This window comes from Streptomyces cahuitamycinicus (genome assembly GCF_002891435.1).
Lineage (GTDB): Bacteria > Actinomycetota > Actinomycetes > Streptomycetales > Streptomycetaceae > Streptomyces > Streptomyces cahuitamycinicus.
Window position 1 is genome coordinate 17,003 of the sequence record NZ_POUC01000020.1, and the last position, 24,771, is coordinate 41,773.

Genomic DNA, 24,771 nt, shown 5'->3' on the forward strand with positions numbered 1-24,771 from the left:
TCGGCTGCCGCTGTTGCGGCCGGCACGAGGTCTGCGGCCGGCGCTTCAGTGCTCGAAGACCGCCGTCGCCACCGGCACTGCCAGCAGCAGGCTGAGTCCGACCAGGCGGCGGTCCAGCCACAGGATGGCGGCGAATTCGCGCAGTGTCGCGGCCAGCCAGTAGTCGGGGGAGGTCGGCGCGCCCACGACGTGCACGGGCACTCCGCCGCGGCGGGCCAGCAAGGTCGTGCGGTAGACATGGAAGCCGCTGGTCACCACCGTGGCACGGTGGCCGGGAGTGGTGCCGTCCACAAGGGCCGCGCTGAAGCGGAGGTTCTGCCCGGTGTTGACGGAGCGGTCTTCCCGCACGATCCGGTCGTCGGGCACTCCGCGTCCGCGCAGATAGTCGGCCATCGCGTCCGCCTCGGAGCGGACCTCGTCGTCGCCCTGGCCGCCCGAGACGACGAACACCACACGAGGCGTGTCCGGTGCGCGGGCGGCGTCGATCGCGAGGGCGCGCTCCAGCCTGCCGGTCAGCAGCGGGCCAGGCCGGTCTCCGTTGAGCCCGGCGCCCAGGACAACGACATGGGTGGTTTCCGGCAGGGGGGCGCTACGGCCCCGGACGAACACGTAGCCGGCGAAGACGAGGAAGAGCAAAGTGAGGTATCCCGCGGCCGCGTTCACCGCTAGCAGGAGGGCACCGGACGCCCCGCCGCCGACCGCGTGAAAGACCGCGTCGAGGCCGAGCACCCCCAGCACCGCGCAGCCGGCGGCCCCGGTCGCCAGCAGGGCTGCCTGCGGTCCGTAGCGCCGGACCAGCAGGACGCCATCGGCGAGCAGCAGCAGGCCCAGCGCGAGCGCCAGGAGCAGGGCGGCGACGGCGAGGACAGTGGTGATGGTCGGGTGGGCTGCCGCACTGCGACCGGCCACGCCGAGTCCGGCAGAGGTCACCGCGAGGCAGAACAGGACGGCTGTGGAGAACCGGTGCGGTGCCAGCAGGGCGTTGACGACGCCGCCCGCGGCGAACACGACCGCGATGAGGTACTCCGGGTACTCCGGCATGTGCCGCACCGCTCCGCTCTCCCGCCCACCGGGCCGCTGCCCGTACCCGCCCGCCTCTCGCCGCCCGCGTTTCCGGAGCCGGCACGGACGGCTGCCGGCCATACTCCCAGACCCGCTGTGATGCGCCGAACGCGGGCGGGCGGTGGTGCGTTCGGCGGGACTCATATGTCGTGCCGGCGGTGCTGCCCGGCTGCCGCGCAGGACAGATGGAAGGTGGGCCCTGTAGCCCGGTGCAGATCCAGCAGGTACGGAAGCACGACACGGCGGACCACTCCTTCAGGCGACACCGCGCCGATGGCCATCATCCGTAACGCGATCCGGTAGCCGGTGCCCTCATGCGACCGACCGGGAACTGGGCGCCTCGCCGCGCGCGGGCGGGCGCTCAGGAGGTCGATGACCACCGCGCGTTCCCGACGGGGGCCCCGTGTTGGGTGCGCCCCCTCCGCCTACCGGTTGACAGACCGCATGCCTGCCTCGTCATACCGCTCACCGGCCGCCTCGGGCAGCTCCGCGTCGATGCGGGCCAAGTCGTCCCTCGTCAGGTCGATGTCGACGGCGGCGGCGTTCTGCTCCAGGTAGGTACGGCGCTTGGTGCCCGGGATCGGCACCAGGTCCTCGCCCTGGGCCAGCACCCAGGCGATGGCCAGCTGAGCCGGCGCCACGTCCTTCTCGACGGCGATCTCCTTCACCTTCGCCGCCAGCCGCTGGTTCGCCTCCAGATTGGCGTCCTGGAAGCGCGGGTTCTGGCGGCGCCAGTCGTTGGCGTCCAGGTCGTCCGGCGAGGTGAACCGCCCGGCGAGGAAGCCCCGGCCGAGGGGCGAGTACGGTACGAAGCCGATGCCCAGCTCCCTGCAGGCGGGCAGCACCTCGGCCTCCACGTCCCGCGACCACAGCGAGTACTCGCTCTGCACGGCCGTGACCGGATGCACGGCGTGCGCACGCCGGATGGTCTGGGCGCTCGCCTCGCTCAGCCCGATGTAGCGCACCTTGCCCTCGGCGACCAGTTCGCCCAGCGCGCCGACCGTCTCCTCGATGGGCACATTCGGGTCGACCCGGTGCTGGTAGTACAGGTCGATGTGGTCGGTTCCCAGACGCTCCAGGGAACCGTGGACGGAGCTGCGGACGTGTTCGGCCGAGCCGTCCTGCGGGCCGACCGTGCTGATGTCGCCCGGTACAGCGTCGTCCATCCGGTAGTTGAACTTCGTCGCGATCACATACTCGTCGCGGTGCCCCCGGATCGCCTCGCCCACCAGGGACTCGTTGGTGAGCGGGCCGTACATCTGCGCGGTGTCGAGGAAGTTCACCCCGAGGTCGAGGGCGTGCCGGATCGTCGCGACGCCCTCCTCCTCGTCGGCTGTTCCGTAGAAGGCGGACATGCCCATGCACCCCAGGCCGATGGCCGATACCTGCAATTCCCGCAAACTACGCTTCTGCATGTCATGTCCCAGCCTTCTCTGTACGCTTGATCGTCCTTCGGGCAGCACGAAGTCCCCCGTCCATCCAGGCACCCACCACCCGGCATCCCATGAGGAGCGGGCGCTGAGAGGCCCTCGTGCGCCGTTAGTCCTCGACGCTACGACTTCGAGCGCGCTCCATGGCAAGAGATGTGAGGAAGGCCTGGCTCCTGGGTTGGGCACCGCACCCGTGTGGTGCTCCAGAGCCTGGAGGAGACGAGCCTGGAACCGTTCGTCCTCGCGACCGACAGCCCGTCTGGGTCCGGTGTCCGGCTGTCAGATCTCCCGGGGCGCCCGCCCTCCCATACGGGTGGGCACCCACCCGGGGTCGGCCGCCTGGTTGCCGGTGGTTCCCTCCCAGACGATGTCGACCGTGGTCACTTCAGGGTGGCGCATGCCTCCGGCGTGGAGAGTCGCCGCTGGGGACGGAGTGCCCGGTGGCCCTGCATCTCCTGTGCGGTGTCGGCGCGAAACAGTGGGGAGAAGGACCGCAGAGGAGAGAGCGTGACCGACGCGGGCGAGGGCCGGGGCGCAGTGCTGCCGAGAAGCGCGATGTCGGCTGCACAGGCCGGTGATCACCGATGACGAGATGGACGCCCCGGCCCGACGGCGGACGGCCCCTCGAGGAAACCTTGTTCCCACCCTGGACTTCGGACCCACCCCCACTGAGTGAGACGTGCGCGTCTACGCCATGCGCGGACGCGCAACCGGCCGACCTGCCGCTGTGCCTGACCGGCGGCCACGTAGGGTGCAGGGACAGCTCTCACGGCGCTCACGCCACGGCCCACTTCGACTCCAGCGGTGTCTTCAGTGGACGGTGGCAGCGTGGTCGGGTAGGTCGAGGAAGACGGTCAGCGCTGCGTCGGGTCCGGCGGCGCCTTTCGACGGAGCGCATTCCCTTGTCGGCCCCTTGCGCTCCGACCCACGCTGACCTGCAGAAATGGCCATCAACTCGCTGATACGAGTGGTTAAGTCGAACGCTTAGGCGGCATCGTGGATGACGAGCTTGAACTCGCCAAGGGTCAACAGGCGCGGGATGGCGTCGTTGTGCGTAACACGGAGCGCAACCGGGGTGCCCGGGACAACGAAGACGCCATGGTTCTTGACGTAGTACTGTCCGCCGGGTGTCGGCGTGCGGTGCTCGGTCGCTGTGGTGTCGTTGGGGTTGGGCGTCAGGCCCAGCGGGTCACGGACGTACTGGTCGCGCAACTCGGTGTAGCCGGCCGTGCTGCTGGCGGCCTCCCATTGGATCATCGCGTGCAGGTGGCCCCAGCCTGCCTTGGACGGCCAGATCAGACCGCTACGGTCGTCTGTCGCCCAGTCACTCACCACATAGCCGTCCGGCTGGACGGCCTGGTGCATCTCGAAACGGTCCGTCGATTCCGCCGCTCCGAAGGGGAACCGGACAATCTTGTACGCGGTCCCCGGCGAGATCAGCTGCGGTGTATCGACCTTGAGTGAGCAGACCTGCACGCCAGCCGCCGCAACCCCACCATTCGTAGCCATAGTTCAGCTTTCCCGCGTTCGGCCGACGGCATGCCCGCGCCGATACAGCCCGACCCGCTCGCACTGCGGCGCAGGTGCATGAGGTGGAGGCTGGTGGTCCCGGTGGGCCTGGCCAACGCTCGCTGGAGACGTCGACGTCACCGTCACCGCCCACGAGGCCCAGTCTGCGCCTCTAATACTCCAGCAGCACTTCGTGCCTTGACCTGGGGAACGTCGAGCGGTCGGAGTGTAGCGGGCAGGATGCCGTCACGGACGGCTTCTGCCCACACGCCCCTCGAAGGAGTGCCCACGACGGCAAGGTCGCCCCGGGCCTTGGGAAGCCTCGGGTCGTGATCACCGAACAAGCAGCCGAGACCGGGGACCGCGACCTGGACCACCTCCTCACCACTATCGGGCACCACTTCGGCCGCGTCGAACCACGCCGCCGCATGCGGGACTACGTGCGCGCACTGCTCGCCCCGGTGGCCCGCAAGGACAGCCGGCAACTCGCCGAACACGCCGGCCACGTCACCCCCGACGGACTGCAGCACCTGCTCTCCCGAGCCCGGTGGAACCCCGACGACATCCGCGACGACCTGCAGACCTACGTCGCCGAACACCTCGGCCGCGCCCTGATGGACCGCGAGCTCTACCTGCCCAAGTCCTGGACCGACGACCGCGACCGCTGCCACGCGACCAAGGTCCCCGATCAGCGGGAGTTCGCCACGAAGAACACCCTCGCGGCGACGATCGTCCGCAGGGCGCTGGCCTCGCCGCTGCCGATCGCCTGGGTCACGGCGGACGCCGCTTACGGACAGGACAACCGCTTCCGCCGGATGCTGGAAACCAGGCGTCGCGCTGGACGGTGACGTGGACTACGCCTCGCCGACGTCCCTTCGCGCCACGGGTACTCACACCTGCGCGTCTACCTGCGACGTGAGGCGGCTGGCTGCAGCCGGACGCAGCATTGCCCGGGGCGGGGTTCCAGGCATGCTTCGATTCCTGTCTCGTCCAGGCCGCTGAGGACACCGCGCAGTAGGTGGAGGTTCATGCCGCACACCGTCTGGGTGTGTTCCTGGGCCAGTGTGTGGAAGGGGCAGTTGGCCAGAACGATGGAGTCGTCCTCGTGTCGTGGTTCGAAGCCGTAGCGCTCCAGCAGGTCGAAGACGTTGGTCTTGTTCTGCTCGCCCAGTTGAGCTCCGAGTTCCTCGGCCTTGCGGTGCAGCACCTGCCGCACGGGATCGCCGGTGGCGTCGGATTCCTCCACGGCTTGGGCGAGGAGCTTTCCGGCCAGCTCGTAGCGGCGGTCCGGCAGGTTGACGGCGACCTGCTTCGTTGAGCGGCGGTAGAGCTTGGCGGGCCTTCCCGCGCCCGGCCCGGAGCGTCCGCTGCGGCGCTCGTAGACGACGTCCAGCAGCGATTCGTCGGCCAGCCGGTCCAGGTGGAACGCGGCGGTCTTCCGGGCCAGGCCGAAGGCGGCGGCCGCCTCGTCCCGGCTGACCGGGCTTGGCTGGCGCACCACGTGGTCGTACAGCCTCCTGCGGGTCGGCTCGTCGAGAGCGGCGATGGCGGAGATGTCGGGGTCGTGTACTTCCTTCGGGGTGTCCACGAACACCAGTGTAAAACCCACAGCCATTGACTAAAGAGCGAGAGAGGTCTTCTATAGGAAATGAAGCTTGCCGATAGAAGGAGAGGGTCAGTCATGTCCTCCGCAACCACAAGCACCACCACCGTCGCCGCCCCGCGCCGAGCGGTGCTCACCGACCCCGGCTACCAGGCGTTCACGATCCTGCGTGTCGGCTTCACGGTGGCGCCGATCCTGTTCGGGCTGGACAAGTTCACCAACCTGCTCGTGGACTGGCCCACCTACCTCGCGCCGTGGATCAACGACATCGTTCCCGGCAGCGCCCAGGCAGCCATGTACGCGGTAGGTGTGATCGAGATCGTGGCCGGTGTCGCCGTGGCGCTGGCTCCGCGCTTCGGGGGCTGGCTGGTCGCCGGATGGCTGGCCGGCATCATCGTCAACCTGTTGACCATCCCGGGCCACTACGACGTCGCCCTGCGCGACTTCGGCCTGCTCCTCGGCGCCGTCGCACTCGCACGGCTCGCCCAGCGGTACGAAACCAAGCGACAGCGGTGAACAGGAACCGAGCGCACTGAATCCGTCCGGCGGGTGGAGCCTCACGGCACCACCCGCCCGTGCCGCGCCTCTTCAGATCGACCGGAGGGCCGTCATCGGCCCGCGGAGCTGAGCACTTACGGTCGGCAGCCGGCTCGGGACCACTGCACCGAACCTTGTGCGCGCAACCGCGCAGCCGCCGGAGTGCCGCCGTCGACCGGGCGCAGCAGACCGGCGCGCGTCGGCCCACCGGGGCGACGGCATTGGCCCGCTCTGGTCGCGGGGCGCGTCGACGGCGAACAGTCCCGTCTCGCGTGCGGCGCCCCGGCTCCGCTCGGCGAAACGGCACGATGAGGTCCCCCGTCATTGAGCGGAGGGCTCGAGCAGCCGTCCGCGTTGGCCGGCTCGGCTTGCAGTGAGGCCCGACCGACGGCCGTGATTGCCCCCTCCTGAGGAGGAGCTGTCGCGGCCGCATGGACACGTTGGAGAAGGCCGCGGTGCTGGAGAAGTCACTGCGGATCGGCTCCTGCTGCCTGCTGATCGCTCCTGCGGTTGCCTGGGGAATCGGCAGTGGCCGTCCTTTGCGGCCGGCCCTGTAGTTGTCATGGATCAGGAAGTCCTGCTCCTGCCCGGTGATGTCCTGGTGAAGGCAGCCCCACCGCACATTTACAGATCTCCGCGGGCCGCCTGCCGGTGTCGGTCAGCAGTTCTATTGCCACCCGATTCTCGTTGCCGTTCGGCTTCGTGCCGGTGAGCGAGTGCAGGTGGTCGCGGCCGCGCTCAACTCGGCCAACAGAACCTCGTGCAGCCGTTGCCACACGCCGGCCTCGTTCCTGTCCCGCAGCCGCCGCCGGCATGTCATGCCCGAGCCGAAACCGAGGTCCTGCGGCGGATACTTCCACTGGATCCCTCGCGTCGCGGCAGCCCAGTGAGCGGGTGGCGCCTGGCGGCGGGCCGCCGGTGCAGCGCCACGGCGTGCGCGGTCCAGCCGGTCAGCGGCAGGGCTGCGGCGGTCAAAAGGAGGATGCGCCGACCGTAACGGTTCCGGCGGCCTCACTTGCCAGGTCAAGAGCCCTGGTTCAGGGAGTGTCGCGCGGTGTCCACACCGCCACCAGGTCCACCAGCCCCGGGAACCGGGCGTTGAGGTCGGCCACTCGGACGTGGCTGCGGCGTTCCAGGCCGTACTGGCGCTGACGGGTGACACCGGCCTCGCGCAGGGCCTTGAAGTGGTGGGTGAGGGAGGACTTGGGGCGGTCCAGGTCGAACCAGCCGCAGGAGTGGTCGAACGCCTCCGACTCCAGAAGGAGCTTGCGCACGATCGTCAGACGCAGCGGGTCACTCAGCGCGCCCAGCACCGTCTCCAGGCGCAGTTCCTCGACCGCCGGCTCGGGCAGCGGTTCCGGCAGGTTCTCCGGTTCCGGCCGCACCGTGATGACCGGCGCCTTTCGAACCGTCGCAGACATAGACAGCTCCCTGCATCCGAAGTCCTATGTACGAGTGCAATCGTACTACCTGTTAGGTTCGAACCTACTCGTACTGAGCTTGCCGGAGGGAGCAACCTATGTCGGAGAGTCGGACCCTGTCCGCCGAGACGGTGGACGAAGATCAGGCCGCACCGCCGGGGCCGGCCACGCCCGCACCGCCGGAGCGGGCCGCGGCCCCGACGCCCACCTGGTGGGTGTGGCTGGCGGCCTGGCCGGTCACCGCCGTCTTCGTGCTGTCCAACGCGGCGACCCCGCTGTACGTGCTGTGGCAGCGCGACATCGGGTTCTCCAAGGGCACCCTTACCGTCGTCTTCGCGTTCTACATCGTCGGACTGCTCGGTTCGCTGCTCGTCTCGGGCTTCGTCTCCGACCGGCTGGGACGCAAGCCCGTGCTGCTGCCCGCCCTCGCGCTCGCCCTGGCCGCCTGCGCGATCTTCGCGACCGCCACGACCGTCACCGCGCTGCTCGCCGCCCGGCTGTTCACCGGCATCGCCGTCGGCGCCGTCGTCTCCGCCGGCATGGCCGCCGTGACGGACGTGGCAGGCCCGGAGCGGAAGCGGCTGGCCGCCCTGCTGGCCTCCTGCGCGATGGTCTTCGGGGCCGGCCTCGGCCCACTGCTCGCCGGTCTGCTGTCCGAGACGTTCCCGGCCCCCACCGTCACCGTCTTCGTCGTCGAGGCGGTCCTGTTGCTTACGGCCGTCCTCGCCGTGCTGCGGATGCCGGTGCGCCGACCCGCCGCCCGCGGCAAGGGCGCCTGGGTGCGCGTGCCCGGCGTACCGCACGGCAACGGCATCCATCTCACCCTGGGAATTGCGGTGTTCGCCCCCGGCATCACCACCACGTCCTTCGTGCTGTCACTCGGCCCCACCCTGCTGACCGACCTGCTCGGCACCACCAGCCGGATCGTCGCCGGAGCCATGGCGTTCGCCATGTTCCTCGCCGCCACCGGAGTCCAGTTCGCCGTGCAGAAGCTGGCCCGGCGCACCATCCTGACCGCCGGCGCGATCAGCACTTCCCTCAGCATGGCCGCGCTGATCGCCGCCGTGCACGCCTCGTCGGTCGCGCTGCTCGTCGCCTCCGCCCTGCTCGCCGGGGCAGGCCAGGGCATGGGCCAGCTCGGCGGCCTCTCCCTGCTCAACTCCACCGTCCCTCCGCAGCGGCTCGCCGAGGCCAACGCCGCGCTCAACGTGGGCGGTTACGTCCCGGCCGGCCTCCTGCCGGTGTCCACGGGTTACCTCATGGACGCGGCGGGACTGCCAGCCGGCGCGACCCTTTTCGGCACCGTTCTGATGGGCCTCGCCGTCGTCGGCGGGCTCGTCGTGCTCTCCGGCCACCGCCGGGTGTCCGAGCCGGTGTGACGGTTCGGGCGTGACGGGACGGCGTCGGCGCCGGGTCCCCGGGTGTACCTGCGCGGCGGCGGTACCCCACGGCTTCGGCCGCGGAGCACCGCCACGCACGAGGTGGCGCCTGGCGCCCGGAGCCGCTTCCGAGGCCCCGGGTCAGTGTGCCCGGATGGCACGGAAGATCAGCTGTGCCCGTCTACCACCGATGGAGAGGGCGTGCTCTTCGAACGGCCCCGCCTCCTGACGCACGGGCTCGCGGTACGCGCATGGTTTGCCCTGAGGCGAAGAGTGCGGTCAATGGCGTGACAGATGACGTGCTCCGTTCGTTGATCTGACGGATCGGCGTTGGTGTGTACGTACTCCTGCCTGCACGCCTCTATATGTGAGCGAGGGAAGCCCGTGCGTTCTTGGCGGCGGTGTCTGGATGCGGCGGGAGTGGAAGGGCGGCGGCTGCGAGCCGACTACGGTCACGTAGCGCGGTTCCTCATGCGTAGTGACCCGGCGGCTTACGCGGCTGCTCGGGTTCTGGCGCCTGCGGCATCCCAGCCGCATCTGCTCGCCGGTTTCGCGTTCGCGTCCTTCACCGACGATGTGTGTGATTCGGGCGCCCTCGAGGAGCGCAGGCGACGCTTCGACCGGTGGGTGAGCCTGGTGCGGACCGGGCTGGACACCGGCCGGGTGGAGCACCCGCTGCTCCGGGCATTCCTGCACACTTCCGCAGAGTGTGGCCTGCCGCGGCGCTGGGTTGAGTCCTACCTGGAGGGTACGCAGATCGATCTGGGCTTCCCGGGCTTCGTCGACGAATCCGACTACCAGGCGTACGTCGATCAGCTCACCTGGCCGTTCGCCATGCTCACCACCGGCCTGGTGCAGCCAGGTGGTGGTGACGAGCAGTTCGCCCGCTCCTGCCGGCTGCTCGCCGACGGGTGTCAGCGCACCGATTTCCTCGCCGACCTGGCGGAGGATCTGCGGGGCGGAAACCTCTACCTGCCTGTCGATGACCTTCAGCGGCACGGGGTGACGCGTGGCGATCTCGAGCGGGGCCGGGACACTCCCGGTGTCCGCGCACTCATCTCAGCGACCGCCGACACAGCGCATGCCACGCTCGAAGAGGCGAGCCGAATCGTCGACGAAGTCGCAGAGCCTCATCGTCCGCTGGTGCGCTGTGTGTTGCGTCTGCACCGTCAGCGGCTTCGGGCCATCGCTTCGCGGGGTGCCGGTGTCGCGCGCGGTCCCGTGCGGGACCAGCCGGTGGCGTGTCTGCGTCTGCTGGTTCAGGAGCGCCGGTCCGTTGTGGAGCGGGCGTGATCCAGCGCCGTTCCTGTCGTTGATGATGCATGCAGATCAAATGCGTGACGTGGCGCTGCAGGCGCCGCAGGCTGTTGCGGGAACCGGGCGTACCGGCCGGGCCGAGCTGCCGGGTTCCGCTTTGCTCAAGCCCGTCCGGTCAGCATGTGGCCCGGGTCGCAGGGGTGGGCCTGTGACATCGGCTGCCACTGCGATCCAAGAAGAGATCGACCTGCCGGCGGTGCGCGAGCGAGTCGATGCGGTACTGCAGGATTTCCTGGACGGCAAGATCCGCTCGGCGGGCGGGCGGAACCTTCCACCGGACGTCGTGGACACGCTGCGGTCTTTCCTGACCGCCGGCGGCAAACGCATCCGTGCCCTGCTGTGTGTGGTGGGCTGGCATGCCGCCGGCGGCCGTGGGGACACGGAGTCCGCTGTACGGGTGGCCGCGTCGCTGGAGCTGTTCGTAGCCTTCGCCCTCATTCACGACGACATCATGGACGACTCGGTCAGCCGCCGTGGCCGCCCCGCCGTTCACCGGGCCCTGCGCACCCGCCTGGTTCCGTCGCAGCGCGCGGAGCGGCTCGGTGCGGGTGGCGCCCTGCTGGTGGGCAACCTTGCTCTGATCTGGGCGCAGGAGCTGCTGCACACCGCTCAGCTGTCGTGCGAGAGGCGGCAAGCGGTGCACGCGTTGTACGACGCGATGCTGGAAGAGGTGATGTACGGCCAGTACTTGGACGTGATGGGCACCGGCCGGGACGCGGACGATGTCGAGGCGGCGTTGCGGATCGTCCGCTACAAGACCGCTACTGCGACAGTCGAACGTCCCCTGCAGTTGGGCGCTGCCGTCGCCGGGGCAGGCGCGGAGGTCCTGGACCGGTTCACGGACCTCGGGCTGCCGCTGGATGAGGCTTTCCAGCTCCGGGATGATCTGCTGGACGTGTTCGGCAGCACGGACGGAGCGTGTGCTGCGGGACTGGGTGATCTGCGGGAGGGAAAGCGCACTGTGCTGCTGGCTCTGGGCATGCAGATGGCCGGTCCCGAGCAGCGGCAGCGTCTTGGTGACCTGGTGGGCCGGTCCGACCTGGACGAGCGTGGGGCGGGCGAAGTGAGAACCATCCTGGAATCGACGGGAGCGCGAGAACGAACAGAGGCCATGATCACTGCCCGTTACGATCACGTCGTGCAGGCGCTGGAGACGGCTGCGTTCCCGCCCGCCGCCTACCGCGCGTTGCACGGGCTGGCCGTTGCCGCCGTCTCCTACAGCTCCTGAGCCCGCGGCTTCCCAAGCCGGACCGGCCGTCGTAGAGCACTGGTGCGCCGGCCGGGCAGTGCAGCGCACACCGGTGCTTCGCTCCGGGCTGCCGCCGACCGGTCTGCGCCTGTCCCCAGTCCTTTCGTTCAGGAGGTCTTCCCTGTGACTGACACCGCTGTCCCGACCACCCAGATCCGGGCGCGTCTGGCCGGATACGAGAGCCGCTTCAGCGCGCTGTTCGAGGAGTACTTCCACACGCTCGGCACTGATCTAGAGGTGCCGTCGTTCAGCAGGTTCACGCCCGAGTGCCTGAACCTGCTGCGGGACCTGTCGTTGCGCGGGGGGAAGCGGATGCGCGTGGCGCTGGTATATGAAGCCGCCGGTCTGGTGACCGACGAGCCGGTCGGGGCAGCGGACGTTGCCGCGCTGAGCGTCGAGCTGCTACAGACGCACGGGCTGATCCACGACGACATCATCGACGACAGCCCCACCCGCCGGAACGGCCCCTCCACCTACCACGCCTACCAGTACAAGTTCCCCGACCATCCGCAGGCCGCCATCGGACTGGCCATCCTTGCGGGCGACCTCGCGCTCGCTCTGTCCCTGCGGATACTGCTGGAGTCCACAGCACCCACTGCGATCCGGCAGGCCATGGTCGAAGTGCAGACCAGGGCGGCGTCAGACACCTTCGTGGGCCAGATCCTCGACCTCGAGCGCGACTTCTCCCCGGCCACGGACGAGGAAGCGCTGCACTGCGTGGCCGACTACAAGACCGCCCGCTACTCGGTCCTGGCCCCCATCCAGCTGGGGTTGCTCGCCGCGGGCGAGCAACCCGCCGTCATCGAGGAAGAGCTGCGCCGCTACGCCCGGCTGGTGGGGATCAGCGGGCAGATGCGCGACGACTACCTCGACCTGTTCGGAGACGCACACGTCATGGGCAAGCCCCTGGGGGCCGACATCAGGGGCGGGCGGCGCAACTACACCGTCCATGCCATCCTCGCGGCCGCCAAGGATGCCGAGAAGACCGTGGTGGAGTCCGCGCTCGGTGACCAGAACTGCACCGAGGAGACCATCGCGGCCGTCCGCGAAATCGCCGAGCGCCGGGGGGTGCCGGCGAAGATGCGCAGCGACATGCAGCGCTACGCGGAACTGGCCTCGGCCGAGGCGGCCGACTGGCGCCCGAGGTGGCGCCGGGAGGCGGTCGCGTTCTTCGAGTACCTGCCGCAGTGGGCCATGGAACGGACCCGATAGCGCCCGCCGGACGCCGGTGACGTTGCCCTGTGGACTCGGCAGCTCGGACGCCCGAGGAAGAACACGCCTCATGTCCCGGGCACGACGCCCACGGCGAGAGCTCAGCGTGCCGGGCGGCCCCAACACGGTTTGCGGCAATCAAGGCAGACCAGGCACCCGGCCGGCTGCGAGCGAACGCCACCTCACCGGGCCCCAGAGGTGGTGGCGCTCCTAGCGGTGTGCTGATCAGCCGCCTGGGCGGCCGGTAGACGCTGCGTGCGGGTGCGTACGGCGAAGGCCGTCATGCCCAGCGCGGTCATGCCCAGAGCCCAGCCGGCGCCCAGCAGCAAGGAGCTCCAGGGCACGGTGTGCAGGCCGCCGGCTGCGACGGAGGCCTGCACCGCGCCGTGGGCGGGGAGGTAGCGCACGACGGGGCTGTCGGCGTTCGGGTTGATCATCGGGTTCTGCAACAACAGGTCGATGGAGCTGGTCATGATGGCCAGGAACATTCCGGCGAGTTCGCTGCGCAGCACGGCCGCGAGCACGATGCCGAACGCTCCGTAGGTGAGGGCGCCGGTGAACATGCCCGCGGCGAAGACCATGGGCTGCGCCGGGTGCCACAGCAGGTGGGTCCAGGCGGTGGCGTAGACAGCGACCACGGCGGCAACCAGGACCAGCGTGGCGCATTTCGCCGCCGCCAGACAGGACCGGGGGTAGCCGGCCTGCACCAGGCGCCGGTCGAACAGTGCGGAGCGGGCTGTGGCGATGAACATCATGAAAGCGATGACCAAGGTCAGAGCTTGCAGCGCCCCGGTGATCTGGGTGAGGACGTTGGCGTCCATGACCAGCCAGCGGCCCACCGGGCGCACGTGGAAGCGCAGCGGTGTCCGGGCCACCACTTCGAACGCCAGGGTCGTCCACAGCGGGACGAACAGCAGGACGATGAGCAGCGCCAGCCGGTTGCGGGCCTGTTCGATGAGCGCGAACCGCAGCGCGGTCCACAGGCAGGACCACCACCGGTTCACGAGCCCCACCCGCTCGTGCCGCACTGTTCCGCTTCGCGCAGCACGCCTGCGCCCAGGCGGTACAGGATGTCCAGGCGGGAGGCGTCGTAGGCGAGGTGGGACACGACCAGCACTGCGCAGCCCCGGTCGCACAGAGCCCGGGCCAGGTCCCAGAAGCGCAGGTAGGTGTCCCAGTCGAAGCCCTGGTACGGCTCGTCCAGGAGCAGCACCTGCGGATCGTGCATCAGGGCGAGCACGAGGTTGAGCTTCTGCCGGGTGCCGCCGCTGAGCGTTTCCACTCGCTGGTTCCGGTAGCCGGTGCAGTTCAGCTGATCCAGCAGCTCATAGGCCCGGTCGAGACGGTTCAGGCCGTAGGCCGTCCGGAAGAACCACAGGTGCTGCTCGACGGTGAACGCCCCATGGAGCACCGCGTCCTGTGGGCAGCTGCCCACCGTCCCCCGGCATTCCGCCACTCCGCTGTCTGCGGCCAGGTCCCCGGTGAGGATCCGCAACAGCGTGCTCTTGCCCGCGCCGTTCTCACCCACCACCCCTACCAGCTGCCCCGGGAACAAATCCAGTGACACCCCCCGGAGGACCGGGCGGCCGCGGTAGCTCTTGCGCACATCCCTCATGCGCAGGCTCGGCCCGCGCGTAGCCGTGGCCGAGGTGTCCCCGTCCAGCGCACGTGCCTGATGACCGGCCGTTCGCATCACACGTGTCCTCGTCTGCTCGATCACAAATGCGTGTTCCCGGTGCGGTTCCGACGGCGGTCGGCACGTCACAGTCCTCTGCGCTGTCGACGGCTCCGGTAGTCCTCCAAGGCCTCCGCCAAGGCCGACTCGTCGAAGTCAGGCCACAGGAGGGGAGAGAAGTACAGCTCGGAGTGCAACGTCTGCCACGGCATGAAGCCCGAGAGCCGGGTCTCGCCGGAGGTGCGGATCACCAGGTCCGGATCGGGCTGCCCGGCGGTGTCGAGATGCCGGGCCAGTTCGACAGCGTCGACCGGCGCACCCTCGGAAAGGGGGTTGCCGTCTGCGGTACGGCTTTCCAGGAGTCTGCGCACTGCTCGGATGATCTCCTCCTGCCCGCTGTATGCGATCGCGAAATTCACCAGCGGGCCCCGCACGGTGCTGCTGCGGTGCGCGTAGTCGCGGAGCTCTTCCGTCACCGGTGGCGGGAGCAGATCCAGATTGCCGAGGAACCCGATACGCCACTGTCCCAGGGATGCGAGGTGTCCTACGAACGCGGCGATGACCGGCAGCCCCTGGTTCACCTCCACACGCGGCCGGCGGAGGTTCTCCACGGACGTCGTCCACAGCGTGACGACCTCGATGCCCGTGTCCGTACGGCATCGGTCGAGTAGTTCCAGCGTCCGCTCGCAGCCGCGTCGATGGCCCTCCAGGCTCGGTAGGCCCTTGTCCTCGGCCCAGCGCCGGTTGCCGTCGGGAATGACGGCCAAGTGACGAAGCGAAGGGACAACAGCAGGTGGAGCGGCGACGCTTGACGCGGCAGCGAGCGAAAGGGCGCTTTCCGTATCGGCCGCGGAAGCAACGGGACTTCGCCCGCCCGAGGAACCTACGCTCGCCATGATCCACTCCTCGTCGACAGCCGGTCTCCAGGCCGACTGTGATTCCGTCTCGCCAGTCGTCCACCCGTACAACGACCATTCCCTCCTGACGCAACGCCCGCCGAGCGCGGCCTGCGCCGCAGTCGGGGTAGCCGGTGTGACACCGAACGGCAGCGGCGACCGCCAGGGATCGGACGGAGAGTGGGGAACGACCCGGTTGACGCCGCGGTCCTCTGCTCACTCCAGCGCCGCGATCCAGATCATCAGCCCTTCTGCAACCGGATCGGCTGTGGCTGCAGGTCAGGCAGGCGCCGCCAGCGGGTGCCGAGCTGTCGGCGGCGCTCGGCGAGTTGCCCGCTCAGGCGGCGTAAGCGTGAGCTGGGCAGGTCGATCGCGGACGGGTAGGCAAGCACGACGACGCTCCTGGTCAAGCGAGTGACCTTGATTGTGCACTCGCTTCCCGGAGCTTCACTCCTCTGTGCGACCGGGGTGCAGCCCACCTCTCCGCAGCCGGCAGCGCCAGGTTGCATGATGCAGGTATCGGTCAACCCTCCTTGGGCCGCCACAGCCAGCGCAGAGCGTCCGGCAGCAGGACGCCGCCGTGGTTGGGGCTGTGTCCGCCGTCCCCCAGGACGAGGCGGAAGTCGTAGCCCGCTTCAGCGAGAGCGGCTGCCACGCGCAGATTTTCGGCGAGCCAGTTCCACTGTGGCTCATTCCAGTGCAGGTCGCGGTGGCCGCCTTGCATGAAGATGCGCAGCGGCTTGCGGGGGACGCGGGAGATGAGGCCCGGGTAGGGGTTGCCGTCCGGCATCTGCGCGAAGCTGGACAGGTATCCGATGACGCGGCGGAACTTGTCCGGACGCAGCCACGCGGCGGTGAAGGCGCAGTTGCCGCCGCTGCTCCCGCCGCAGATGCCCCACCTTTCGGGCGACTGGGCGATGGTGTAGCGCTCCGCGACCTGCGGGATGATCTCGGTGAGGAGGAAGGTGACGTACTGGTCGTCGAAGGCGTCGTACTCGTTGTTGCGGTTCTTCGGGTTCTCCGCGTCGGGGAAGACGCCAGGGTCGACGAACACGCCGATGGTGACGGGGATGTCGCCGCGGTGAATGAGGTTGTCCAGGACGATCGCGCCGCGTACCTCCCCCGCGGGGTCCAGGTACCACCATCCGTCCTGGAACACCATCAGAGATGCCGGTTCCGCTGGGTCGTACCGTGCAGGCACGTGTACCCAGAACTTCCGGAAGGTTCCCGGGTAGACCTCGCTGCCGCTCCACTCGAACGCGACCGTCTCGCCGGCGGGCACGCCCGGCTGTGGAACGGAATCTGGCCCGTGGACGTAGCGCACGTCCGACTGGTCGATCGGAAGTGGCTGGTACGGCATCTCTATGCTCACGGGGAGCAACCGTAGGACGATCAGCACCCTTGACCGCAAGGGATATCCCTCCGGACGCTCCTCCCGCAGCTTCAGTACGAGGCTGAAGAAGGCTCCGTGTGCGCGTGAGAAGGACTCGGTTCCGGTTTCGGTGGACGGTGAAAGTGAGGCGGTCCGCGATCGCCGTGCGGAGCCGTGGATCGGTAAGAGCCATTGCCACTGACGCGATGAGACGGGGGTCGCCTGTTCAGTCGAAGGCGCCGGGTCGCCGGGGCGCTCCAGGGACGGAGGTTTCACCCCGCTGCCCAGGCGCCGGCCGGTGGAGCGGAGGTCCGTAGGGCCGGTAGCGGGTTCGGCGGCCTCCCGGTTGCGTTGCGGTTCCGTTATCGCCCGGCGTGCAACCGTGGAGCGGGGGCTGCTGTCATACCGTCGTGATATCCCGTCATCCCTCCCTCGAACGCGCCCGTTGCGGCGTGGCCACAGCCGCGGTCGCCCTGCTGGTCGCGGGGTGTTCGGCCGGTGAAACGGCCGAACACCCCGTCTTCTCGGCTCCGAAGGATCAGCAGCCCGCCAAGGCCCTCGAAGCGACCCTGGCGACGGACGGTTTCGCGTTCCGGCAGACCACGACCTTCGAACTCGGCGCCGGGGAGGCGGCCCTGACGAGCGAGGGCCGGATGGCACCGAAGGCGGGGCACGCCGTCGGTACCAGGTCCTGGACCTTCACCAAGCGCGTCACCACGGCCGAGCGGGAGGCGCTGCTGGGCCGCTCCCCCGCGCCGTCCCCCCAGCCGTCGGAGCTGGGCGTGGCCGTCGACGGGACGGATGTGCTGGTGCGGCCAGGCGCCGCGCCGTACTGGATCCGCCATGCCCCGAACGACTTCACCCTCGACGGCAACCGCAACGCCGAGTCCTTGGCCGGCACCCAGGTCCCGTTCGGCGGGACGCTGCTGGAGCTGCTCGCCTCCGGGGGGCGGGTGACGAAGTCCGCGGCGGCGCGGACCGGCCGAACATACACGGTCCGCACCCCGGCTCCCGCGGCCCTCGCCCTGTTCCCCGAGGACCTGCGGGACCTGCTGCACCGCGGCACCGACGAGGCCGCCGCGCCGCTGCCCGTCGACCTCAAGCTCCGCGCCGACGGCGAGGGACGCCTCACCCGCGCCTCGGCCGATATGGGAGCCCTGAAGGCACGGAAGTGGGGTTCGCTGCGGAGCCTGAAGACGATCCGGGCCGAGCTGACCATCAGCCGACACGGCGCGCCCGCCCCGAAGCTGCCGTCCGCCGCCCGTCAGCTCCCCGCGCAGGACACGGTCCGGGAGATCGACGAACTGGAGCCGGGCGCCTGCTTCGACCCGCACACCGGCACCAGCTCGGACCGAATGGTCGTAAGCCGCCCGTGCGAGACGAAGCACGGCGCCCGCGTCCTGGCCCAGCCGGAGCTGAACCTCACCTACCCGGGGGCGGACGAGGCCCGGCGGCGGGCCGGTGCCGCCTGCGACCGGGCAGTCCCGGCCTCCCCCGCCACCTGGCGCGCTGAGTCCGCCGAGCGAGACACGCACTGGTTCACCTGGCCCACCGACAAATGGGACTGGAACGAGCACGGCGCAGCCCACGCCACGTGCTACGTGCTCACAGACTGACCGCAGATCCACCCCCGACCGCCCATCACTCCCCCAACCGGGCCTCGCAGCTGGCGACGGCCTCCTCGCCGGGGACGGTGCGCGGGAGCCCGGGGCAGGCAGCGGGCCGCTGGGAGAGCCAGGCTGTCTCACACCAGGTGGACTGGCAGGTGATCGGCCACGCTCGTCCTCCGGCAGCCTCTCGTGGGGAGGTCCAGGCGGCGAGGCAGAACGTCCCCATCGGCGATCCGGTGGACCTGCCCTCAGTACTGTGACTTCGCATGACCGACACCGAGATCGAGATCACCGCAGACCTGGTTCGCGACCTGCTGAAGGAGCAACATCCAGACCTCGCAGGGCTGACCATCCGGGAGGTGGCGGGCGGCTGGGGCAACCAGATGTGGCGTCTTGGGGACGAGTTGGCCGTGCGCATGCAGCGCATGGACCCCACCCCTGAACTCCAGCTCAAGGAGCGGCGCTGGCTGCCCGTACTGGCCCCGCGCCTGCCGCTCCCGGTGCCGACCCCGGTGCGGTTCGGCGAACCGTCCGAGCGCTTCCCCAAGCACTGGACCGTCATGACGTGGGTTCCCGGCCAGCCGCTGGACCACGGCTCGATCCGCCGCGGCGCCCACGCGGCCGACACACTGGCCGGCTTCCTCAGGGCGCTCCACGTGGAGGCACCCGCCGAGGCGCCGGTCAGCTCGGACTTCGGCGCTCACCCCAAGAAGTGCACGGACGGCTTCGACCACTTCTTCGAAGCCGTGGTCCCCGGTGGCATTGCCGACGAGGTCCGGGCTGTCTGGGACGATGCCGTTGCGGCCCCCGAGTGGGAGCGCCCGGCGGTATGGGTGCACGCTGACCTTCATCCCGCGAACGTCGTCGTCTCGGACGGAACCCTCTCGGGCATCGTCGACTTCGGTGCCATGTGCGCCGGCGATCCGGCGTGGGACCTCGCCGCCGCATGGGTGCTGCTACCCGCGGGCATGGCCTCACGGTTCTTCGAGATGTACGCGCATGCAGACGAGGCTGCGATCCGGCGTGCCCGCGGGCTGGCCGCGATGAAGGGCCTCTTCCTGATGCTCATGGGGCAGAACGGAGATCGGGGTCTTCCCGGCGGCAAGCCGAACTGGGGACCTGCAGGCCGGGCGGCACTTGATCGTGTCCTGATGGGCGTTTGATGGGCGTCTCCCTTGAACTGAGACGCCATCTCCTTTCGTGGGTCTGTGCGCCGATTTTTCGGCCGAGGGAGGCCACGGTCCGGGGGGACACAAGCTCACAAAGGCACAGCAACCGGGGCGGCCGTACTCACTCCGCCCTGCGAGGCGTCGCAGTCAGCCTCCGGCGACCATGAGGAACATGCTCAGTAGCCGATCGCGGACCGTCGAGGCAACCAACGGCCGCGGTCAAGGACTCGGGGCGTAGCTACCACGCCGCGAAGCGCCGCCTCCGTGTTCCCTTCTCAGCGCGGAGCCAGCCCGTGGCCTCGGGCCGCCGCTCCGAAGTAGTCGCCGCCCTTGCGCCTGACGTCGTCCGTGCCCCACGCCTGCCCGCCGTCACCGGCCGCACCCTGTCCCCCGTCGACGCTCTGCCGCAGCGGTGCCTTGACCAGCCTCGGTATGTGCTTCGAGCAGTGGATGTATGCCTCCTCGACCTCGACCTCCACCCACATCTGAGGACGGCGGCCCGGGACCGCATCGACAGGGAGGCCGGGGTACCTGCGGCGCATGGCCTCGTCGGTGACCAACTGGGCGCGGCCGTTGACGTGCAAGCCGATGCGGTCATGGGAGAAGTCGATCATCAGGATCCCGACGTGGGGGTTCTCCCGGATGTTGCCGAGCGAGGCCATGACCCCGTTCCCGCGGTACTCCGGGTATGCCAAGGTCGTGGCATCGATCACCTGGAGAAAGCCGGGCGGTCCGGCCCGGAACGTGCTGTCGCACTCCCCGTGCCCGTCCGCAGTGGCGAGGAAGAACATCTCCTGACGGGCAACGAACTCCGTCATCCGCGAGTTGAGCCGGTCGAGCACCTGTTCGCCGTAGAACCGATCTGCGCGGTCTACGGTACCCAGATCACGCTGGATCTGGTGCTCTCCCTGGCTTCCGGGCCGCTCTGCCCGCTCGTCGTGGTGCAACGGTCCTCCCTGACAGGCATTCAGTCGTGTGCAGCGGTCCACTGGGCCCAGGGAGTGCGAGCGTCTATGTCCGGGCCACGGCCCGGTGTTCACAAGACTCACGTGACCTGATTGCATCGCCGCTCAGGCCGAAAATCGCACCGGCCGTGCCCATCAGGGTAGAGCAGGCCGGTCCAGGGGCTCGGGCCGGGGCCGGGCCGCAGGGGCCGGATCCGGTTCGGACCGGCCCCTGCACGGCGGTTCAACCGCAGGTGACGCGGTCCGCCGCCACCATACCGAGCGCCTCGCGTGCCTCGTCCCGGAAGTCGAAGGTCCAGCCACTGGCCGCCGCTACGCCGCAGGCGACCGCGGCCGGAGGCCATCAACCGCGACGAAGCCCGCCGGTTGATGGTCTCCGGCCTCCCCACCTCCCCCACTGCCCGCCTGACATCGGCCTGCGCATCCTCGACTGACCCATGCGGGGAGGTGTAGAGGGTGATCTGCGCCGAGTTGTCCTCAACCGCGAGGTCACAGCCTGCCGAGCTCCGCGGTTCAGCTCAGCGACGTGGGCCGCCTAGGCGGCGGAACAGCCCGCAGCAGCTCCCACAACGGCCGGGAGCCCGAGGCCCACACAGCCAGCGTCTGGCGGTCCACCACGTGTAACCGCTGCTGCTCGGCGAAGTCCACCGCCGGTCTGGTCACCCGGCCGTTCGTCACGATCACCGCGATGTCCGCGCCGTGCACCGGCCGCGCTGTCCCGTTGAGGACCTGTAGATCCGGCGTGCCCACGGCCGAGCCCCGGGCGCCGTTGCGGCGGTGCTTGCACTGGATCACCCAGTGCCGCCCGAGTGGGTCGGTGGCTTTCACATCTGCGCCCAGGTCGCCGCCCCCGCCGACCCGCTGCGCGTCCTGGCAGCCGTCGCGGCGCATCAGATCCCGGACCGCCTCCTCGAACTTGGCGTGATGCAGCGCATCCAGCTGAGGCAGCCCGTAGCGCAGGCCCTGCGCGCGGACGGCATTCCAACGGGCCTGCTGCCGGCGGTTGGAGAGCCGGCCGATGCCGGCGAGCACGGCGAGCACCAGGGTGACGAGGAGCACCCACCAGTGGGCGATCAGCCAGTTGACCACCATCACCACCGAGCCGATGACCGCCGCCGCCACCACGGCGAAGACGATCAGCTGAGCGTCCTTCTGCTGCTGCCGCTTGCTCGGGCGTCGGGGACGCCGCCGTGCCGACGGCCGCCGACGCGTCATCGGCTCCCCTCCGTCTCAGGGAACCGGACGGGATACGACACCGTGGGCCGCGGCTGCGCGATCCGCGGCGGCGGAGCGTCGTCGAACCGGATCGGATACCGCACGGTCGACTGCGGCCGCGGGGTCACCTCTCCGCTCTCCGCCGAGGCGTTGCCGTTGCCGTTGCCAGTGGCGTTGACCAACGCCACCACGGCTAACGCGAAGCCGGCGAAGATCGTCATCTCTCGTCTGGCACCCGTGGGCCACCGCGAATGCCCCCGCACCGGTGTCCCGTCAGAACGCACGTACGGAGCTATCCAAGGCATGGATGCCTCCCCCTCGAAGCGACCGGACCGCCCATGGTGACAGCCGGCAGTGACAATCGGTCCACGCAGCAGCACATGTGGTGATCAAGGAAGGCTTGAACAGGACGTTGCCAGTGGTGTTGCTCAGGTCAGAGCACCCGAAGGGCCGTAGGTGGCGGTGGAAGGCACAGTGCGTGGCTGGATGCTTCCGGTACCGCTGATGAGCACCCCTGTACCCCTGATCATGCTGACCATCGAGAGAAAACCAGGCCGCCACGGTCGGTAAGCAAGCGGGGGGTCCTCGGGGTGCCCGGGTCGGTCCGGAGGGCGCCAGGTGTCAAGATGGGGGCATGACTATCAAGGTATTCTTTGACATCACCATCGACGATGTTCCCGCCGGCCGGATCAACATGAACCTGTTCGACGACGTCGCCCCCAAGACCGTGGAGAACTTCCGCGCGCTGGCGACCGGCGAGAAGGGCTTCGGCTACAAGGGCTCGTCCTTCCACCGCGTCATCCCGGAGTTCATGCTCCAGGGTGGCGACTTCACCCGCGGTGACGGTACGGGCGGCAAGAGCATCTACGGCGAGAAGTTCGCCGACGAGAACTTCACGCTCAAGCACACCAAGCCCGGCCAGCTCTCCATGGCCAACGCCGGCCCGAACACGAACGGCTCGCAGTTCTTCATCACCACGATCGTGACGTCCTGGCTGGACGGCAAGCACGTCGTGTTCGGTGAGGTCGCCGACGAGAGCAGCATGGACGTCGTGCGGAAGATCGAGGGCTACGGCTCACGGTCCGGCCGTACCTCGGCCACCATCACCATCGCCGACTGCGGCGCTCTCTGACCGTACGCCGCTGGTCCGGGCAGGTGGTCGGAGTGATCGACTCGGGCTGACTGCCACGTATGTCTCCTGTGCCCGTAGCGCTGGATCAGGCTACGGGCACCTGCCCGAGGTGACAGCGGAGGACTGGGCGTCGCCGTTCAAGGCTCCGTACATGCGGCTCACTTGGTCGGTTGAGCGAGCCCGCAGCCCGCCATCCTTCACGTGCGCCGCACGGTGGAGTCCACCGAGCCCTCAGCGCACCTGGGAGGTGTGCGGGGCAGCAGGTGGTCGTAGAGGGTCGCGAAGGCCGTGAACGTGAGGGGGAGCGTCACGGCCGCGGTGGCCAGGATGCCGACGAGGACGGGCGCGAGGATGCCGGCGTAATACGCGGCGAAGAAATTGCCCGTTGCCTGCTCGAGAAAGTCTCGTACGAGGGGGCGCAGCGGCAGAGCGAGCTGTGTCACCAGCCGGACCGTCCCGGTCGTGAGCACGGTCAGCGGCAACGCGAGGGCGAGGACGCGGGCGAATCCGGAGCGCGTCCAGGTCAGTGACCAGGAACGGCGTAGGGCCGCGCGAGGGCCAAGGCCGGCGGCTGCCGCAGCAGGGGCCAGGGCGAGGGCGAGGCGCAGCAGCACTGCGGCCGACACGGCCGCCACGGGAAAAGCCTCGACGAGTGTGTGGAGCCATGATCCGCGTTCAAGGGGCTCCGGAGTGTCGAGCGAGTAGCCGGTGAGACGGTCCGCCACGAACGTGGCGAGCAGCGGCAGGGGCCAGACGATCAGGCCGCGCAGCGCGTACACGGAGAGCACCGGTGGAAGTCGCGCGCGATCCGCGACCCGCGCTCGGTCTCCTTGCGATAGCCCTTGAGTCCCCGCCGCGACCGCCCGGGAGCACACAGTCTGCAGGGCCGCGCTGCCGGTGCCGAGCAGAGCCAGGAAGAGCGGGAGTGCGCAGAGGGCGGCCAGCGCCAGGTCGGTGTGGTCGTGAAGGTAAGGGTCTTCCCTGTGGTGGTACCAGATGCGTTGGTTCCGCATGTGGGTGAAGACTGGCCAGGCGAGCGCGAATGTCGCGGCCGTCATCAGCAGCGCGAGCAATCCGCACAGACCGACGACGCGTGCTGTCGTGCCCGCCACCGTGGCACGGTGCCGTCGCAGGACGGCGAATGTGGTGGCGGTGACGCCGCGTTCCGGACTCCCTCCCGTCGGTGGCACCGTGCGGTCGATCAGGGTGGGCATCCAGGGCGCGCCTTCTGTACGTTCCGGGTCCGTTCCCGGCAGGGACGCCGGGCGGACCGGGCATGGTCCTCCCGAGGCGTCACGGCCCGGGTCGGGCGGGGCGTTGGGGTTGCAATCGCCGTTCCCCACGGCCTGGTTCGCGCCCGGACGTCGGTTCCTTCGGGAGTGGCGCACCGGCCCGCCCTCAGCATTTCCGGGACACACCGAGTCCGTACGCCACAGCAGGTCCTCCCTCGTCGCCCGGCAGGGCACAACCCGCCTCGTCAGTAGGAGTTGGCGGGCTGTGTCCTGCCGGGTCTCGTCTAGCGGCCGTTCTCGGCTCAGCCGCCGCTCTTGCGCCGGAACGACCGCTGGCTGGCAGCCGGGCCGTGCGCGCCGCGGATCTTCGACGCGTGAGGATTCGCGGCGAGGTCGGCGGCATCCGCCTGCATACCGCGCTTACGGGCCAAAGCCTCCCGGAACTTGCGCTTCAGGTCGTACTGGCCGTCAGCGTCGGGTGTGAGGGCGGGGCTCTCGGCGTCAGCCGGCTCCGAACCTTCTGGTGTTGCAGACTCTTCGGCCATGGTGACCTCCTGGGCTCGGGCGTTGGAGAACACAGCTTGTCATGCCGGGTGCCGCGTGACGTCCAACGTCGGCGTTGGCCCGGCCCTGACGGAACCTTGCAGGTCGCGCCAGGCCACGGCCGAATGATCCGTGAAGTCAGCCGCGGCGAACCGCCCCGAGCCGGTCCCGGTGCGGGCCGGGCGCGGTGAACCACTGCGCCACCGCACGCAGGACGCATTCATCACCTGCTCGGGTGGGGCT

Annotated in this window: 23 protein-coding genes and 3 pseudogenes; 10 read left to right on the forward strand and 16 right to left on the reverse strand. The window is 69.5% G+C overall.

Translation table 11 applies throughout. The features are described 5' to 3' along the window. Window positions 1–45: 45 nt before the first annotated feature. From C1J00_RS05010 to C1J00_RS05030, 3 genes are all read right to left on the reverse strand, one after another. A complete protein-coding gene (locus C1J00_RS05010) occupies window positions 46–1,041 on the reverse strand; it encodes a YdcF family protein (protein ID WP_102907806.1) in 996 nt (331 codons plus the stop codon). A 446-nt stretch (window positions 1,042–1,487) separates the two neighbouring features. Beyond that, complete coding sequence (locus C1J00_RS05020; RefSeq protein WP_102907822.1) at window positions 1,488–2,477, reverse strand: aldo/keto reductase; 990 nt, start codon at window positions 2,475–2,477, stop codon at window positions 1,488–1,490. 999 nt (window positions 2,478–3,476) lie between these two features. Beyond that, window positions 3,477–4,001 (reverse strand): hypothetical protein, encoded by a 525-nt coding sequence (locus C1J00_RS05030; protein ID WP_102907808.1) that lies wholly within the window; start codon window positions 3,999–4,001, stop codon window positions 3,477–3,479. A gap of 329 nt (window positions 4,002–4,330) precedes the next feature. On the opposite strand from C1J00_RS05030, the pseudogene C1J00_RS05035 reads away from it, so the two are divergent. Continuing rightward, a pseudogene (locus C1J00_RS05035) lies at window positions 4,331–4,825 on the forward strand (transposase); the annotation flags it as partial. 80 nt (window positions 4,826–4,905) lie between these two features. Here the strand turns inward: C1J00_RS05035 and C1J00_RS05040 are convergent. Next, complete coding sequence (locus C1J00_RS05040; RefSeq protein ID WP_245936209.1) at window positions 4,906–5,595, reverse strand: helix-turn-helix transcriptional regulator; 690 nt, start codon at window positions 5,593–5,595, stop codon at window positions 4,906–4,908. Between the two features lie 87 nt (window positions 5,596–5,682). Here C1J00_RS05040 and C1J00_RS05045 point away from each other — a divergent pair, with 87 nt between their 5' ends. Together C1J00_RS05045 and C1J00_RS47595 are read left to right on the forward strand one after the other, a co-directional pair. After that, entirely contained in the window at window positions 5,683–6,120 is a 438-nt protein-coding gene (locus C1J00_RS05045) for a DoxX family membrane protein (RefSeq protein ID WP_102907810.1), read from the forward strand. A 452-nt stretch (window positions 6,121–6,572) separates the two neighbouring features. Continuing rightward, window positions 6,573–6,698, forward strand: coding sequence for a hypothetical protein (locus tag C1J00_RS47595; RefSeq protein ID WP_281262744.1), 126 nt, complete (start codon window positions 6,573–6,575; stop codon window positions 6,696–6,698). A gap of 173 nt (window positions 6,699–6,871) precedes the next feature. Here the strand turns inward: C1J00_RS47595 and C1J00_RS45060 are convergent. Then, window positions 6,872–6,976: pseudogene (locus tag C1J00_RS45060) on the reverse strand (IS5/IS1182 family transposase); the annotation flags it as partial. A 202-nt stretch (window positions 6,977–7,178) separates the two neighbouring features. Next, window positions 7,179–7,562, reverse strand: coding sequence for an ArsR/SmtB family transcription factor (locus C1J00_RS05055; RefSeq protein WP_102907811.1), 384 nt, complete (start codon window positions 7,560–7,562; stop codon window positions 7,179–7,181). 98 nt (window positions 7,563–7,660) lie between these two features. Between C1J00_RS05055 and C1J00_RS05060 the strand changes: the two genes are divergently transcribed. The 4 genes from C1J00_RS05060 (at window position 7,661) to C1J00_RS05075 (ending at window position 12,719) form a co-directional block, all read left to right on the forward strand. After that, window positions 7,661–8,941 (forward strand): MFS transporter, encoded by a 1,281-nt coding sequence (locus C1J00_RS05060; protein WP_102907812.1) that lies wholly within the window; start codon window positions 7,661–7,663, stop codon window positions 8,939–8,941. A 420-nt stretch (window positions 8,942–9,361) separates the two neighbouring features. Then, entirely contained in the window at window positions 9,362–10,234 is an 873-nt protein-coding gene (locus C1J00_RS05065; RefSeq protein ID WP_102907813.1) for a squalene/phytoene synthase family protein, read from the forward strand. Further along, window positions 10,218–11,486 carry a polyprenyl synthetase family protein gene (locus C1J00_RS05070; protein WP_245936206.1) on the forward strand — a complete coding sequence of 423 codons (1,269 nt, stop codon included), beginning with the start codon at window positions 10,218–10,220 and terminating at the stop codon, window positions 11,484–11,486. The genes C1J00_RS05065 and C1J00_RS05070 overlap by 17 nt, the downstream gene beginning before the upstream one ends. Before the next feature lie 144 nt (window positions 11,487–11,630). After that, entirely contained in the window at window positions 11,631–12,719 is a 1,089-nt protein-coding gene (locus tag C1J00_RS05075) for a polyprenyl synthetase family protein (protein WP_102907814.1), read from the forward strand. A gap of 182 nt (window positions 12,720–12,901) precedes the next feature. Here C1J00_RS05075 and C1J00_RS05080 read toward each other — a convergent pair whose 3' ends face one another. From C1J00_RS05080 to C1J00_RS05095, 5 genes and pseudogenes are all read right to left on the reverse strand, one after another. Beyond that, the gene (locus C1J00_RS05080; protein WP_180989412.1) at window positions 12,902–13,723 is read right to left on the reverse strand and encodes an ABC transporter permease; all 822 of its coding nucleotides are present in this window, start codon (window positions 13,721–13,723) and stop codon (window positions 12,902–12,904) included. Beyond that, on the reverse strand, window positions 13,720–14,334 hold the full coding sequence (locus C1J00_RS05085) for an ABC transporter ATP-binding protein (RefSeq protein ID WP_102907824.1): 615 nt from the start codon (window positions 14,332–14,334) through the stop codon (window positions 13,720–13,722). Before C1J00_RS05085 ends, C1J00_RS05080 begins: the two co-directional genes overlap by 4 nt. A 146-nt stretch (window positions 14,335–14,480) precedes the next feature. After that, window positions 14,481–15,161, reverse strand: a complete 681-nt coding sequence (uppS, locus tag C1J00_RS05090) for a polyprenyl diphosphate synthase (protein WP_180989413.1) — start codon at window positions 15,159–15,161, stop codon at window positions 14,481–14,483. A 413-nt stretch (window positions 15,162–15,574) separates the two neighbouring features. Then, a pseudogene (locus C1J00_RS46410) lies at window positions 15,575–15,682 on the reverse strand (IS5/IS1182 family transposase); the annotation flags it as partial. Window positions 15,683–15,813: 131 nt separating this feature from the next. Next, complete coding sequence (locus tag C1J00_RS05095) at window positions 15,814–16,662, reverse strand: alpha/beta hydrolase (protein ID WP_102907825.1); 849 nt, start codon at window positions 16,660–16,662, stop codon at window positions 15,814–15,816. A gap of 452 nt (window positions 16,663–17,114) precedes the next feature. Between C1J00_RS05095 and C1J00_RS05100 the strand changes: the two genes are divergently transcribed. Together C1J00_RS05100 and C1J00_RS05105 are read left to right on the forward strand one after the other, a co-directional pair. Beyond that, window positions 17,115–18,278, forward strand: coding sequence for a hypothetical protein (locus C1J00_RS05100; RefSeq protein ID WP_102907816.1), 1,164 nt, complete (start codon window positions 17,115–17,117; stop codon window positions 18,276–18,278). 260 nt (window positions 18,279–18,538) lie between these two features. Beyond that, on the forward strand, window positions 18,539–19,435 hold the full coding sequence (locus C1J00_RS05105) for an aminoglycoside phosphotransferase family protein (protein ID WP_102907817.1): 897 nt from the start codon (window positions 18,539–18,541) through the stop codon (window positions 19,433–19,435). Between the two features lie 281 nt (window positions 19,436–19,716). Here the strand turns inward: C1J00_RS05105 and C1J00_RS05110 are convergent, their stop codons facing one another. From C1J00_RS05110 to C1J00_RS05120, 3 genes are all read right to left on the reverse strand, one after another. Beyond that, on the reverse strand, window positions 19,717–20,388 hold the full coding sequence (locus tag C1J00_RS05110; RefSeq protein ID WP_245936207.1) for a pyridoxamine 5'-phosphate oxidase family protein: 672 nt from the start codon (window positions 20,386–20,388) through the stop codon (window positions 19,717–19,719). A gap of 531 nt (window positions 20,389–20,919) precedes the next feature. Further along, window positions 20,920–21,621, reverse strand: a complete 702-nt coding sequence (locus C1J00_RS05115; RefSeq protein WP_102907818.1) for a restriction endonuclease — start codon at window positions 21,619–21,621, stop codon at window positions 20,920–20,922. Then, window positions 21,618–21,842: a hypothetical protein gene (locus C1J00_RS05120; protein WP_102907819.1), complete on the reverse strand. Its 225-nt coding sequence runs from the start codon at window positions 21,840–21,842 to the stop codon at window positions 21,618–21,620. Before C1J00_RS05120 ends, C1J00_RS05115 begins: the two co-directional genes overlap by 4 nt. A gap of 413 nt (window positions 21,843–22,255) precedes the next feature. On the opposite strand from C1J00_RS05120, the gene C1J00_RS05125 reads away from it, so the two are divergent. Beyond that, window positions 22,256–22,753 carry a peptidylprolyl isomerase gene (locus C1J00_RS05125; protein ID WP_102907820.1) on the forward strand — a complete coding sequence of 166 codons (498 nt, stop codon included), beginning with the start codon at window positions 22,256–22,258 and terminating at the stop codon, window positions 22,751–22,753. 197 nt (window positions 22,754–22,950) lie between these two features. Here the strand turns inward: C1J00_RS05125 and C1J00_RS05130 are convergent, their stop codons facing one another. Beyond that, a complete protein-coding gene (locus C1J00_RS05130; protein WP_245936208.1) occupies window positions 22,951–23,967 on the reverse strand; it encodes a hypothetical protein in 1,017 nt (338 codons plus the stop codon). Window positions 23,968–24,287: 320 nt separating this feature from the next. Further along, window positions 24,288–24,530: a DUF5302 domain-containing protein gene (locus tag C1J00_RS05135; RefSeq protein ID WP_102907828.1), complete on the reverse strand. Its 243-nt coding sequence runs from the start codon at window positions 24,528–24,530 to the stop codon at window positions 24,288–24,290. Window positions 24,531–24,771: the final 241 nt, after the last annotated feature.